10 protein-coding genes are annotated in these 14,973 nt (G+C 42.8%); 3 read left to right on the top strand and 7 right to left on the bottom strand.

The window, feature by feature from the left end; translation table 11 throughout:
• Positions 1–23 precede the first annotated feature (23 nt).
• From hflX to GD631_RS00675, 3 genes are all read left to right on the top strand, one after another.
• On the top strand, positions 24–1,283 hold the full coding sequence (gene hflX, locus GD631_RS00685) for a GTPase HflX (protein WP_143257654.1): 1,260 nt from the start codon (positions 24–26) through the stop codon (positions 1,281–1,283).
• 92 nt (positions 1,284–1,375) lie between these two features.
• Positions 1,376–3,367, top strand: coding sequence for a DUF4954 family protein (locus GD631_RS00680; protein ID WP_143257655.1), 1,992 nt, complete (start codon positions 1,376–1,378; stop codon positions 3,365–3,367).
• A 225-nt stretch (positions 3,368–3,592) separates the two neighbouring features.
• On the top strand, positions 3,593–5,230 hold the full coding sequence (locus GD631_RS00675; RefSeq protein ID WP_143257656.1) for a fumarate hydratase: 1,638 nt from the start codon (positions 3,593–3,595) through the stop codon (positions 5,228–5,230).
• A 174-nt stretch (positions 5,231–5,404) separates the two neighbouring features.
• On the opposite strand, the gene pelA is transcribed toward GD631_RS00675, so the two are convergent.
• The 7 genes from pelA to GD631_RS00640 all read right to left on the bottom strand — a co-directional run bounded on the left by pelA (position 5,405) and on the right by GD631_RS00640 (position 14,675).
• Positions 5,405–6,499, bottom strand: a complete 1,095-nt coding sequence (pelA, locus tag GD631_RS00670) for a pectate lyase (RefSeq protein ID WP_143257657.1) — start codon at positions 6,497–6,499, stop codon at positions 5,405–5,407.
• Positions 6,500–6,544: 45 nt separating this feature from the next.
• A complete protein-coding gene (locus GD631_RS00665) occupies positions 6,545–7,885 on the bottom strand; it encodes a TolC family protein (RefSeq protein WP_081352715.1) in 1,341 nt (446 codons plus the stop codon).
• On the bottom strand, positions 7,882–10,914 hold the full coding sequence (locus GD631_RS00660) for an efflux RND transporter permease subunit (protein ID WP_143257658.1): 3,033 nt from the start codon (positions 10,912–10,914) through the stop codon (positions 7,882–7,884). Before GD631_RS00660 ends, GD631_RS00665 begins: the two co-directional genes overlap by 4 nt.
• A gap of 15 nt (positions 10,915–10,929) precedes the next feature.
• On the bottom strand, positions 10,930–12,015 hold the full coding sequence (locus GD631_RS00655) for an efflux RND transporter periplasmic adaptor subunit (RefSeq protein WP_143257659.1): 1,086 nt from the start codon (positions 12,013–12,015) through the stop codon (positions 10,930–10,932).
• 99 nt (positions 12,016–12,114) lie between these two features.
• Entirely contained in the window at positions 12,115–13,047 is a 933-nt protein-coding gene (gene rsgA / locus GD631_RS00650) for a ribosome small subunit-dependent GTPase A (protein ID WP_143257660.1), read from the bottom strand.
• Positions 13,048–13,151: 104 nt separating this feature from the next.
• Positions 13,152–13,712: a ribosome recycling factor gene (gene frr / locus GD631_RS00645; protein WP_143257661.1), complete on the bottom strand. Its 561-nt coding sequence runs from the start codon at positions 13,710–13,712 to the stop codon at positions 13,152–13,154.
• A 51-nt stretch (positions 13,713–13,763) separates the two neighbouring features.
• Positions 13,764–14,675, bottom strand: a complete 912-nt coding sequence (locus tag GD631_RS00640) for an EamA family transporter (RefSeq protein WP_143257662.1) — start codon at positions 14,673–14,675, stop codon at positions 13,764–13,766.
• Between the last annotated feature and the right edge of the window lie 298 nt (positions 14,676–14,973).

The following is a 14,973-nucleotide window of genomic DNA, read 5'->3' as shown; positions in this document are numbered from 1 at the left end:
ATTATATATAATAGAAGTAAAGAATGAAAGAATTTGTAATATCCGAAGCCAAAGTAGAGACAGCAGTGCTTGTCGGACTCATCACACAAACGCAGGATGAGCGTAAAACGAATGAGTATCTGGATGAACTGGCTTTCCTTGCCGAGACGGCTGGGGCGGAAGTAGTGAAACGATTTACGCAGAAGTTGCCCACAGCTCATTCTGTGACCTATGTCGGAAAAGGAAAGTTGGAAGAAATCAGACAATATATTCGTAACGAAGAGGAAGAAGAACGTGAAGTAGGAATGGTCATCTTTGATGATGAGCTTTCTGCGAAGCAGATTCGTAATATTGAAGCTGAACTGAAAGTGAAGATACTGGATCGTACTTCATTGATTCTTGATATATTTGCCATGCGTGCGCAGACAGCCAATGCGAAGACACAGGTGGAGCTTGCGCAATATAAATATATGTTGCCGCGTTTGCAGCGACTCTGGACTCACTTGGAACGCCAGGGAGGTGGTTCTGGTGCCGGTGGTGGTAAAGGTTCCGTGGGACTTCGTGGTCCGGGTGAAACACAGCTCGAGATGGACCGCCGTATCATCCTGAACCGTATGTCATTACTGAAAGAACGCCTGGCGGAGATTGATAAGCAGAAGGCTACCCAACGAAAGAATCGCGGACGTATGATACGTGTTGCACTGGTTGGTTATACCAACGTGGGAAAATCAACCATGATGAATCTTCTCTCCAAGAGCGAAGTGTTTGCAGAAAACAAACTGTTCGCGACTTTAGACACCACTGTACGCAAAGTGATTATTGATAATCTGCCGTTCCTGTTGTCAGATACGGTAGGATTTATTCGCAAGTTGCCTACCGACCTGGTCGAATCTTTTAAATCTACCTTGGATGAGGTGCGTGAAGCAGATTTGCTTGTGCACGTAGTCGATATTTCCCACCCCGGATTTGAGGAACAGATTGAGGTGGTGAACAAGACACTGGCAGAGATTGGCGGCAGTGGCAAACCTATGATACTTGTATTTAATAAAATAGACGCTTACACCTACGTGGAGAAAGCGCCGGACGACCTTACCCCCCGAACAAAGGAAAACTTAACACTCGAAGAACTGGTGAAGACGTGGATGGCAAAGATGGAGGATAACTGCCTCTTTATTTCCGCCCGCGAACGAATCAATATAGACGAACTGAAAAATGTAGTTTATCAGCGAGTGAAAGAATTACACGTTCAGAAATATCCCTATAACGATTTTCTTTATCAGACCTACGAAGAAGAGGAAGAATAATCAATATGTCAAAGTGCAGATGTGCCGATTTCTATGCAACATGCGTAGTCAATTGACATATTAGCATATTGACACATTAACACATTATTAAAATGAAAGACTATCGTAGATTGACTGAAGATGAGGTACTTCAGTTGAAGAGCCAGTCGTGTCTGGCCGATGATTGGGGAAATGTATCAGTGGCAGAGGGCTTTAATTGTGAGTACGTCCATCATACCCGTTTCTCGGGTGAAGTAAAACTGGGGGTATTCGAATCTGAATTTACATTGCCGGGGGGAATTAAGAAACATTCGGGATTACGTCATGTGACGTTACACAATGTATCGGTGGGTGATAACTGTTGTATTGAAAATATCCAGAATTACATTGCTAATTATGAGATTGGTAGTGATACCTTCATTGAGAATGTAGATATAATCTTAGTGGATGGATTAAGCACTTTCGGTAATGGGGTAGAAGTGGCCGTTTTGAATGAAACAGGGGGGCGCGAAGTGTTGATGAACGACAAACTATCTGCGCATCAGGCATATATACTTGCGCTGTATCGTCATCGTCCCGAACTGATTAACCGCATGAAAGCAATTGCGGATTATTATTCCAACAAACACGCTTCTGCTGTCGGTAGTATTGGCAATCATGTCATGATTCTCAATACAGGTTCAATCAAGAATGTCCGGATTGGTGATTACTGTCACATTTGTGGAACTTGTCGTTTGTCCAATGGAAGCGTCAATAGTAATGTGACAGCGCCTGTACATATCGGTCACGGGGTAATTTGTGACGACTTCATTATCTCTTCCGGTTCAAAAGTGGATGACGGCACAATGCTGACCCGTTGTTTCGTCGGACAGTCCTGTAAATTGGGACACAATTATTCCGCTTCCGATTCTTTATTTTTTAGTAATTGTCAGGGAGAGAACGGTGAGGCGTGTGCTATTTTTGCAGGTCCTTTCACTGTGACACATCATAAGTCTACTTTGCTGATTGCCGGAATGTTTTCGTTTATGAATGCAGGCTCGGGATCCAATCAGAGCAACCACATGTATAAGTTGGGACCTATTCATCAAGGAACGATGGAAAGAGGAGCGAAGACTACTTCTGATTCATATATCTTGTGGCCGGCACGTGTCGGAGCGTTCTCATTGGTAATGGGACGTCATGTCAATCATGCCGATACATCTAATCTTCCTTTCTCTTACCTGATAGAGCAGCGGAATACAACTTATCTGGTTCCGGGAGTCAACTTGAGAAGTGTAGGTACTATCCGTGATGCACAAAAATGGCCGAAACGTGATAGCCGCAAAGACCCGAACAGGCTGGATTATATCAATTATAACCTGTTGAGTCCTTATACCATTCAGAAGATGTTCAAAGGTCGTTCCATTTTGAAAGAATTGAAACGTGTGTCCGGTGAAACTTCAGAAATCTACTCTTACCAGAGTGCTAAAATCAAGAACTCTTCTTTGAACAACGGAATCCGTTTTTATGAAATTGCTATCCACAAGTTCTTAGGAAACTCCATTATAAAACGGCTGGAAGGCATTAACTTTCAGAGCAATGAAGAAATCCGCCAACGCCTGAAACCCGATACGGAAATTGGTATTGGCGAATGGGTGGATGTTTCCGGACTGATTGCCCCCAAGAGTGAGATCGACCGATTGCTGGATGGCATTGAGAGAGGAGCTGTCAATCGTTTGAAGTCCATCAATGCAAGCTTCGCGGAAATGCATGAGAATTATTATACTTATGAATGGACATGGGCTTATCATAAGATTCAGGAATTTTATGGCTTAGATCCGGAAACGATAACAGCACAAGATATCATCGGTATCGTGAAAGCCTGGCAGCAAGCTGTTGTCGGATTGGATAAGATGGTATATGAGGATGCTAAGAAAGAATTCTCGTTGTCTTCCATGACCGGATTCGGTGCTGATGGCTCTCACGACGAAATGAAGCTGGACTTTGAGCAAGTACGCGGTGATTTCGAAAGCAATACATTTGTGACTGCTGTGTTGAAACATATTGAAGATAAAACAGCTCTTGGAGATGAGCTTATCAAGCGAATTGAAGCTATCGTAGAATAATCGAAACAGCAAACTGTAAACAAAACAGTGGGCGGTGAACAGCAGATGCCGAAGGATAGCATTGCTTGTTCGCCGCTTCTTGTTTTATAGTTTAGGGTTGTCTCTTGCTGTTCCTTCTTTTCTCCGTTATTCATTCTTAATTCTTCATTCATCATTCATCATTCTTCATTCTTAATTACTACCTTTGCCACACTAACTAACATTACGTAATAAAATAAGAAACTTATGGCAACACCTCCGTTTAAGTATCAGCCCATGTTTGAAAAGGGAAAAGATACAACTGAGTATTATCTGCTTACAAAAGACTATGTATCAGTAAGCGAGTTTGAAGGAAATCCCATCCTGAAAATTGAAAAAGAAGGTTTGACTGCGATGGCTAATGCGGCTTTTCGTGATGTATCATTCATGCTTCGTCGTTCACACAACGAACAAGTTGCTAAGATTCTGAGTGATCCGGAAGCAAGTGAAAACGATAAGTATGTGGCGCTGACTTTCCTGCGTAACGCAGAAGTTGCTTCAAAGGGCATACTTCCATTCTGTCAGGACACTGGTACTGCTATTATTCACGGTGAAAAAGGACAGCAGGTGTGGACTGGATATTCTGACGAAGAAGCGCTTTCACTGGGCGTATATAAAACATACACTGAAGAAAACCTGCGTTATTCACAGAATGCGCCTCTGAATATGTATGATGAGGTAAATACCAAATGTAACCTCCCTGCACAGATTGACATCGAAGCTACCGAAGGTATGGAATATGAATTCCTTTGTGTAACAAAAGGTGGTGGCTCTGCCAACAAGACATATTTGTATCAGGAAACAAAAGCGATCCTGAATCCCGGTACACTGGTTCCGTTCTTGGTTGAAAAGATGAAAACATTGGGAACAGCAGCTTGTCCTCCTTATCATATCGCTTTCGTAATTGGTGGTACTTCTGCTGAAAAGAACCTGTTGACAGTGAAATTAGCTTCTACTCATTTCTATGATAACCTGCCGACTACCGGAAACGAATATGGCCGTGCATTCCGCGATGTCGAACTGGAAAAAGAAGTATTGGCAGAAGCTCACAAGATTGGGTTGGGTGCACAATTCGGAGGTAAATATCTTGCTCACGATGTACGCATCATCCGTCTGCCTCGTCATGGTGCTTCTTGTCCGGTAGGGTTGGGCGTATCTTGCTCTGCCGACCGTAACATCAAATGTAAAATCAATAAAGAAGGTATCTGGATTGAGAAACTGGATTCAAATCCGGGTGAACTTATTCCGGCAGAATTGCGTCAGGCTGGTGAAGGTGATGTTGTAAAGATCGACCTCAATCGTCCGATGCCTGAAATTCTGAAAGAGCTGACTAAATATCCGGTTGCTACCCGTCTGTCATTGAACGGAACGATTATCGTAGGCCGTGACATTGCTCATGCTAAACTGAAAGAACGTTTGGATCGCGGTGAAGACTTGCCACAATATATTAAGGATCATCCTATTTATTATGCAGGTCCGGCAAAAACTCCGGAAGGCATGGCGTGTGGCTCTATGGGTCCTACTACGGCAGGACGTATGGACTCTTATGTAGAACTGTTCCAAAGTCATGGCGGTAGCATGGTGATGTTGGCAAAAGGTAACCGTAGCCAGCAGGTGACAGATGCTTGTAAGAAATATGGTGGTTTCTATCTTGGCTCTATCGGAGGCCCGGCAGCTATCCTTGCACAGAATAACATCAAGAGCATCGAATGTGTGGAATATCCGGAATTGGGTATGGAAGCTATCTGGAAGATTGAAGTAGAAAACTTCCCTGCATTTATCTTGGTAGATGATAAGGGTAATGACTTCTTTAAACAGTTGAAACCGTGGAATTGCAAAAAATAACCGGTTTATACCTATTGGGATAAAACTGTAAGAAGAGGTTGTAAATACCGTGAATTTATAAGGGGCTGTCTAACTTTTTTGTTGTTAGACAGCCCCTCTTCTTATTTTAAGGACTTAAAGATTTTCCGAATATTTACTTTTGCAGTGTAAATATCAACTTTTCATCATTTGTGATTACTTATGCTGTTCTTTTTTCCATTTTTCATATCTCTTCAACACCTTACTTCCATCTTTGTTATACCAGCTATAGCCATTCCGGCGCTCGTGCCCGATTTCTGATATATCATATTTTTTAATGCCGTCACGGTCGCAGAAAAAAGGCCGGTTTGTCTCCAGTTCATAAAAACGTGCCCAAAGAGTAGGGCAGTCTTCACAAGGAATCATGCGATAATCTTTTTTGCCTTCACTGTTAGTGAAATATTCCTTCTGTATTCCTTTTATTTCAGACTTTTGGAACCATTTGATAGCTCCTTCTATGGATTTTACAACGTCTGCAGATGGATTGGGAAGTGACATCAGCAGCAATACAATATTGTCAGACTCTTGTCCGCTTAGTGACGGGAGTTCATAGGCACGTGCTTTGCAGGGTTCCAAAGTGACACGGTCGTGTTGGGCGCACCATACTGTTAACTCTCCATTTTGGCGCACCTGCGTTTTGAGTATACACTCTATCCCTTTATTAAATGCATTATGTGCTTGTTCGCAGATATTGTCAGGAAGGAAAGTGTACGGAGCTTTCTTTTCGTATATGGCCCGAAGTTGATTCATGACTCTTACCATTGCATTGTCATTGTAGGTGATTTGTACATAATAACCTTTGGGACGCGGATAAAATTGAGGCCATCCACCGTTTTCATACTGTGATTTGAGCAAATATTGAATACCATTCAGCACTCCTTCTTTATATTTCTCCTCTTGCGTAGCCAGATAAAGCCGTGACAAATATTCTATTTCTGTCGTAGTGGCATTGTTATCAATGGTACTTTGGTTGGTATCTTCTTTAGCTTTTAGTGCCGCATTATATTCTTGTTCCGTCAGTTCCGCCGGCATATAAATATTCTTAGGCCAGCCTCCGGTCGTTTGTTGATATAGTAACACGTTGTCACCGATGCGTTGGGCTTCTTCCGTCTTGAAGAAATCATCGTCAAATTTGGGAGCGATGTGTACCCATTCTTTGTAGTTTTGCTGTTTTCTGTAATCTGTTGCTTTTTGGGCTGAAACATTTGTCAGGATAAAAAGTAGCAGTAAGAAAAGGCTTAGTTTTCTCATGGCTTTTATTATTTAATGTTTTTATGGTATGCAAATGTATGCTCCTTATTCCAGATACTTCGTAATCTTTCCACTGATTTGCAACAGTGATATTTCGCAAAGTTTCGTATTGTATTCGGCGGAGAGGATGCGTTCCTCTGCATCTAACAAACTTTTTTGTGCTTCGCGCACTTCAAAGCCGGAGAGGTCTCCCTGTATATAACGGTCCATGGCAATATCGTGGTTGTCCTTGGCGGTTATCAGGTTTTGACGTTCCAGATTCAACAATTGGAGATTGTTGCGATAGGCTTGCCATAGGTTACTAAGATCAGAGCGGAGTGCTAACTCCATGTCCTGTCGTTCCAGGCGACGATTTTTGAAAGCCAGACTTGCATTTCTCTTTTCGCGGCGACGATTACCGTCGAATATATTAAAACCGACAGTTATTCCGGCATTAAAACCCAGTTCACCTCTTCTACTGTTTGCGTTGATGTCATACTTGTTGAACGTATATCCATATCCGGTATTTAATTTGAGATATGGATAGTTGCGTGAGTTTATTTTCTTGTAGTCCAATTGGGCAAGTACCGTGTTTTGATCGGCCTTAAGCAAAGAAGCATTGGTTGCTAACGTAGAATTCCACAAATCATCAAATTGCAAGTCGCTGTGTACGTCGATGGTGGAGTCTTTGATAATAATGTTTTGATTGACGTTGTTGTTGGCCATTAGTTCATTCAACTGGATGCGTGAAGAATGTAGCAATTCCTGTTGTTTGATGTATTGGGCACTGTCTGCATTGAAATCCACTTTTGCCTGCTGATAATCCAGTCCTGAAAACTTACCGACCAGGTGACTAGCCTCGGCTATGCGCAAGCGCTCTTTGGAAAGGGACATTGCATAATGAAAGTTTTTCAGACGGATCTTCTGCTGGATAAAATTATAGTATTCGGAAGTCAGGGCAGCAATAAAATCTTCAATAGCAATACGGGTGTTGGTTTCCCCCTGACGTTCCAGCTCTTTCAACTGTTTGTAGGTGGTACTGATATTGAATCCGTCGAAAATAGTCCAGTTGAGGTTAAGACCGACATTAACCGTCTGATCGTAGACTCCGTTGTTCTTTGTTATTTCCCCGGTAGCACGCGCCTTGGTTTCAATATTGTCCAGGTTTCCGGTGTATCCGGCAGAGAAGTCCAGTGTAGGCAGGTAACCCGCATTTCCTAATGTTGCGTTGTTTTTGCTGATCTGCTCTTCATTATGGATGATACGTAAAGAGTAATTGTTTTGCAATCCTTCTTCCAGACACTCCTTTAGAGTGAGGACTTGTGCCTTTGCAAAAGAGACTGATAAGAAGGCACATGCAATGGTTATATAAATGATGCGTTTCATGCAAATTCCTTTCTGTTTCATTCTTGTAGTTTTTTGATTCGGTTAGTCGAAATGTAACTGTAAATAGCCGGTACAATGTACATCGTAAGCAGAGTAGATACGACCATACCACCCACGACCGCCGTACCCATGGCAATACGCTGGTTACAACCTTCTCCGGTGGCAAATGCCAGCGGAATAAGTCCCAAAACCGTAGAGGCACTTGTCATCAGAATCGGACGGAGGCGTTGCAGGGCAGCATCTTTGATGGCACTCATTTTATCCTCTCCGGCTTCCTGTTTCTGATTGGCAAATTCTACAATCAGGATACCATTCTTCGCCACCAGGCCGATCAGCATGATAATACCGATCTGACTGAAAATATTCATCGTAATATCTCCGAAATACATGAAGACCAAAGCTCCGGCAATAGCCAGTGGCACTGTCAACATGATAATCAACGGATCTTTGAAACTTTCAAACTGGGCTGCCAGAATCAGGTAAATCAAAAGGATAGCCAGGATAAAGGCGAACATCAGACTGGATGAACTTTCACGATATTCCTTCGAATCTCCTGACAGAGCAGTGCGGAAAGTGTCGTCTAATGTTTCTTTGGCAATCTTATCCATTTCATCCAGGCCTTGTCCGATTGTTTTGCCATCTGCCAATCCCGCAGAGATCGTAGCTGACACAAAACGGTTATAGCGATATAACTTTGGAGGTGCAATACCGCTTTCCAATTCAATCAAGTTATCCAGCTGAATCATATCTCCACTATTGCTACGGACGTAGATCGCTTTCAGGTCGGCCGGTTTATTTCGTTGCTGGCGGTTGATTTCACCAAGAATTTCGTATTGTTTACCGTTCATATAGAAATATCCCATACGCTGGCCACTTAATCCATATTGCAGCGTTTGAGCAATGTTTTTGGTACTTACCCCCATAATACTGGACTTGTCGCGGTTGATCTGAATACGAGCTTCCGGTTTACTGAACTTCAAATCAACGTCCGCCATCTGGAAGACTGGATTTTCATATACTTTAGCCATAAACTTGGGCAACACTTCTTCCAGTTTTTCCAAATTGGTAGCCTGAAGTACATATTGAACAGGCATACTTCCACGACGTCCGCCGAAAGAAGACTGCTGCTGTACGAATGAACGCGCCATTGTTTTCTTCTGTACCGCTTTTGATATTTTCTCTGCAACATCCATCTGGGTGTAATTACGTTCATTCATATCCTTCAGCGTGATGCGCACGTTTCCGCTACCGCTGGATACACGGGCAGTTACAGATTCCGCATCAGTAAGAATAGAGTCTACCAGCTGATTAATGTCTTCCGTATAATCTCGGATATATTCATAAGTGATGCCTTCTGCTCCTCGTGTATTGATACTGATTTGCGAACGGTCTTCAAGTGGAGCCATTTCCGCGGGAATTGCATTCCACAGAACACCAATCAGGCAGATGGTAATGAAAGTAAATGGGAGAGCGATCCAGCGTTTGCTAAGGAAAGCGGCAAGTGACCGGCTGTATAGACGGTTCATTCCTTCAAAGAACGGTTCTGTCTTGGCATAGAACCAACTCTGTTTTTCCCGTTTAATAAGTAACTTTGTTGCCAGCATCGGAGTGAAAGTCAATGCGGCAAATGAAGAAATAATAACCGAACCTGAAATAACGATACTGAACTCACGGAATAATCGTCCCGTCATTCCATCCATAAAGACGATAGGGAAGAATACCGCCACCAGCGTAATAGTGGTAGAGATAACAGCAAAGAAAATTTCTTTGGCTCCTTCTATTCCCGCTTCTTTCGGGGCCATTCCTTTCTCTATACGGATGTAGATATTTTCCGTCATAACGATGGCGTCATCTACCACCAGTCCCACCGATAGTACGATGGCGAGCATGGAAAGCACATTGATGGAGAATCCTGCCAGATACATAACGAAAAATGCACCGATAAGCGAGACAGGGATTACGATACAAGGCACCAACGTGACGCGCCAGTCACGCAGGAAGAGGAAGATAATGATGATTACAAGTACAAAAGCCTCATATACAGTGGACTTAACCTCATTGATAGACGCACGGATAAACTTGGTGTTATCAAAACCATAATTATAGTGTACATCTTCCGGCAAGTCTTTTTTCATCTGCTCCATACGTTGGTATACAGCATCCGCGATCTCAATATGGTTGGCTCCTGGTTGTGGAATGACTACGACACCCACCATAGGAACGCCGTTCATCTTCATATAACTCTTAATATCAGCAGGACCCAGTTCTGCACGTCCGATATCACTGAAACGTACAATACGGTTATTCTCTTCTTTGACAATCAAGTCATTGAATTCATCTGCGGTATGCATCAATCCTAGCGTACGGATCGTCAACTCGGTGGTATTTCCTTCGATACTACCTGAAGGAAGTTCCACATTTTCGTTATCTACAGCGTTTTTAACGTCGACGGGAGTGATACCGTAACCGGCCATCTTTACCGGGTCGAGCCAAAGGCGCATGGAGTAACGTTTCTCTCCCCAGATAGATACGCTACTTACATCGGAAATAGTCTGTAGTTGTTCTTTTACAGTGAGGTCCGCTATTTCGCTTAATTCCAACAGAGAACGTTTGTCACTTTGAAGGGCAACCATCAGGATAGGCATGGCATCGGCATCGGCTTTTGAAACTGTCGGTGGGTCACAGTCGCGGGGCAGATAACGTTGGGCACGTGAAACCTTGTCACGTACGTCGTTGGCCGCTGTTTCCAGATCGACGGACAACTCAAATTCTACTGTGATACGGCTTTGTCCCTGTTGGCTCACACTGGACAAAGAACGTATACCGGGAATACCGTTGATATTCTGTTCCAACGGTTCGGTTATCTGGTTCTCGATAACATCGGCATTAGCTCCCGGATAAGAGCAGCTGACAGAAATGATCGGATTATCTACCGACGGATATTCGCGGACACCCAAATAGTTGTATCCGATGAATCCGAAAAGGAGGATAATAATCGTTAATACTGTGGCTAATACCGGGCGACGTATACTTAATTCGGATATATTCATAGGGCGCTGGTATTATTAATCAATGTTGTCAAGTGTAACGGCGAGTCCGGTACGGAGTTGCAGTGTTCCTGAAGTAATGATTGTATCTCCTATGTGTAGCCCTCTTATTGCCTGTACTTCAGATGCGGTGCGAATGCCGGTAATGATATCCACCGGTTCGGCTTTTCCTGATTTGTACAGGTAGACTTTATCTTTACCCATTTCCGGCACAATTGCTTCCGTAGGGATGGCTATCGCATTAGGAATCTCATCCTTTTTCAACAGTACACTGGCGTAACGGCCGGGAAGCAGGGTGTGATTGACATTCGGGTATAATGCACGGGCGGTAAATTGATGCAGATTCGGATCGATGGCAGATTCTACAGCGTATACTTGTGCGCCGAAAGCATCCAATGTTCCTTCAACGCTGAAATTGAGATTGGTTCCCTTTTTGATTTGCTTGGCATAGCGTTCCGGTACGGAGAACTCAACTTTCAGTGGAGCGATTTTTGTCAGTTTGGCTACAACTGTAGTCGGGGAGGCATACGTACCGACACTGACCTGTCGAAGTCCGATAATCCCGTCAAACGGAGCACGAAGTTCAGTCAGTTCAATATTAGTTTTTATAATTTCTATATCGGCATTCAGGGTTGCTAAATCCGTCTTCACCTGTTCGTAGGCTTCTTTACTGACAGCATCCCGTTTCAATAAAGCGTCCTGACGGAATACACGGTCTTCTGCCAGTTTCAATTGCGAAATCAATCTTTGCAGTTGTGCTTGCAACTGTCTGTCATTCACTTTGGCTAGTAATTGGCCTTTCTTTACGGCTGTTCCTTCTTCAAAGTTGATTTCTACAATCTTTCCCGACGTTTCGAAAGATAAATCCACTTCTTCATCGGGTAGAAGAACACCGGTAGTGGTAAACTCATCTGTCAGGGATTGCGGTTTTATGACCTTGGCGTTCACATTTAGAACTTGTTTCCCTCTTTTCTGATTGCCACTCATCACTTTGTCGGCGGCTGTTAGTTCGTCGTTTTTTTTCGGTAATTGTGAGTAGATTCCTCCACCGATAATCCCGGCACCAACAAGAAAAATGATGCCCCATTTAGTCTTTTTATTCATGGTTTAGTATTGTATATCGCAATTATATTATCTCTTTAGAATAATTAGACTCTCTCCGATGGGAAAGGTTTAAAGAAAGGAAGATTAAAAAAGAGTTAATCAGTAGGCAGCCCGATATTTTCCTTCCTCTTTATCTTCCAACATATTCAGATAAGAGGTATAACGGGATTCGCTGATGAGGTGGTCTTCCACTGCTTTGCGTACGGCACATCCCGGTTCATGACGATGTGTACAGTTGCCATATTTGCAGTCGGCGGAGGTTTTGAATATTTCAGGAAAATAATGTCCGATCTCTTCTTCCTCCATATCGAATGTGCCGAAGCCCTTGATACCCGGAGTGTCGATGATATAGCCATCTCCTTCTACAGGGAACATTTCGGAGAAAGTAGTAGTATGCATTCCTTTGTTGTGGTAAGAAGAGATTTCGCCGGTTTTGGTTTCTATACCCGGCAGTATGGAATTGATAAGAGTCGATTTGCCGACTCCCGAATGACCGGAAAATAAAGTAATATTGCCTTCCAGCGCTTTTTTGATTTTGTCCACTCCATTGCCGTTCTTTGCGGAAACTTTGAAGCAAGGGTAGCCGATTTGTGTGTATAAGTTGATAAGTGCGTCCAGATAGCGGAGCTCATCTTCGTCGTAAGCATCTACCTTATTGAATACCAGTTTGACAGGGACGCGATAGGCCTCTGCGGATGCAAGAAAGCGATCAATAAAAATAGTGGAAGTTTCGGGATAGTTGATGGTTACCACCAGCATACACTGGTCGAGATTGGCAGCAAGGATGTGAGATTGTTTGGAAAGATTGGAAGAACGGCGGACGATGTAGTTCTTTCTATCTTCTATTTCACTGATAAAGGCAGTGCCTTCCTGATTAAGTATAATCTGAACACGATCGCCTACTGCTACAGGATTGGTACTACGAATCCCTTTCAACCGGAAATTACCTTTGATTTTACATTCGATAGATTGTCCGTCATCGGTTTTCACCTGATACCAACTACCCGTGTTTTTGATTACTAATCCCTTCATATTGATTACAGATTAAAAATGAAGAATGAAGAATTCAGGCTGTGTTTCAACTGAATAATACAGCATTGTGATTCCTCATTCTTCATTCTTAATCTTTGATTGATTTAAACAGTCATAATTTCTTTATCCTTTTCAGCCAGCATATCATCGATTTGTTTGATATACTTATCATGGATTTTTTGCAGTTTGGCTTCCGCATTCTTCTGCTCGTCTTCTGCCAATCCATCTTTTACGGCCTTTTTCAGTGCGTCGATACCGTCACGACGCGCGTTGCGTACGCTTACTTTAGCTGTTTCGCCTTCTCCTTTACACTGTTTTGCCAGTTGTTTACGACGCTCTTCCGTCAGGGGAGGGATGCCGATACGGATCATTTCTCCATTGTTTTCGGGCATGATGCCGAGGTCAGAGTCGATGATTGCTTTTTCGATGACACGGAACATGCTTTTATCCCAAGGCTTAATCACGATACTGCGGGCGTCCGGAGTAGTAATTGCAGCTACATTGCTGATAGGCACCATACTTCCGTAAGAATCTACGCGGATACCGTCTAATAAGCGGGTACTCGCTTTTCCGGCACGGATATGTGCCAGTGCTTCTTCCAGATACATGATGGCCATATCCATCTTTTCTTGTGCATTGTCAAGGCAAGTCTTTACGTCTACCATATTTTTTGAGATTTAAAATTGCATTTTGATTGATTAAGTAGCAAAAGTATATTATTTTTTGTTCATCTGCAACAGCATCCCCATCTTTTTTATGAGTGACTTGCCAATGATAATCAGGGTAACGGCGGTGATAATCATCAAAATACCCATCATTAACCGAGGAGTCAGTTTTTCATGAAACAGGAGAACACCGAAAAATAAAGCTGTCACCGGTTCCAGAGCACCCAATATTGCCGTTGGGGTAGAGCCTATATAATGAATGGCCAGTGCGGTACAGACCAGTGATACGGCAGTTGGCAGAATGGCGAGTGATAATACATCAGCCCAGAGCCAGACAGATGGTATTACTTGCAGTTCCATACAGAAATTTAAACGGACGATATAAACCGATAGTCCGAACAAAATGGCATAGAATGTGAGTTTCGTGGTCGGCAGGTTTTTCAATGTCGAACGGTTTACACCTACTATATATATAGCATAAGAGAGGGAAGACAACAGAACAAAGATAATTCCCAAAGTCGATAGTGGTTTATTTCCATCTCCCTGATAAAGCAAGGCAATGCCTGAAAGTGCCAGCAGGATGGAGAAAACGGTAATTACGGAAATCTTTTCCTTGAAAAATATTCCCATAATGACAGCTACCATCACCGGATAAACAAACAGAATCGTTGAAGCAATTCCGGCATCCATATAATTATAACTCATAAACAAAAGCAGTGATGAAAAAGAGAATAACAACCCCATAATGACTAAGGGTAAGACGTCTGCCTTACGAAGCGCAAAAGACTGGTGCTGCATTTTCATCAGAATACCCAGCACGATTGCCGCAAAGAAGTATCGGTAGAATAAAACGGTATCGACACTCATTCCGGCTGCATAGAGCGGAAGTGCAAAAAGAGGATTCATACCGTAGCTCGCAGCGGCAATCGCTCCATAGATAAAACCTTTGGTTTTGTTGGTCATTGTTTTGCTTTTTTAAATGGCGTGCAAAAGTACGCAGTTCACCAATGATAAACAAGTGTTTAGGCGGTTGATAGTATAATTTAATCTTTCGTATGCTAAAAACTATTTCTTGGTAAAGAGATAACTAATCTTGTTTATGCATAAAATTAATCGTCTGACTATAGTCGAACTTGCGTCTGACTACTGTTAAACTTACGTCTGACTATAGTTGAACTTTCGTCTGACTATAGTCAGACGAAAAAGAATTAACTGTCAGATGATTAATTTTATTCGATAGGGAGATTAGTTATACGCCTCC

Source organism: Bacteroides luhongzhouii, from assembly GCF_009193295.2.
Taxonomy (GTDB): Bacteria; Bacteroidota; Bacteroidia; order Bacteroidales; family Bacteroidaceae; genus Bacteroides; species Bacteroides luhongzhouii.
Note: the sequence above shows the minus strand (reverse complement) of the source record. Positions and strands in the feature narration are given on the sequence as shown.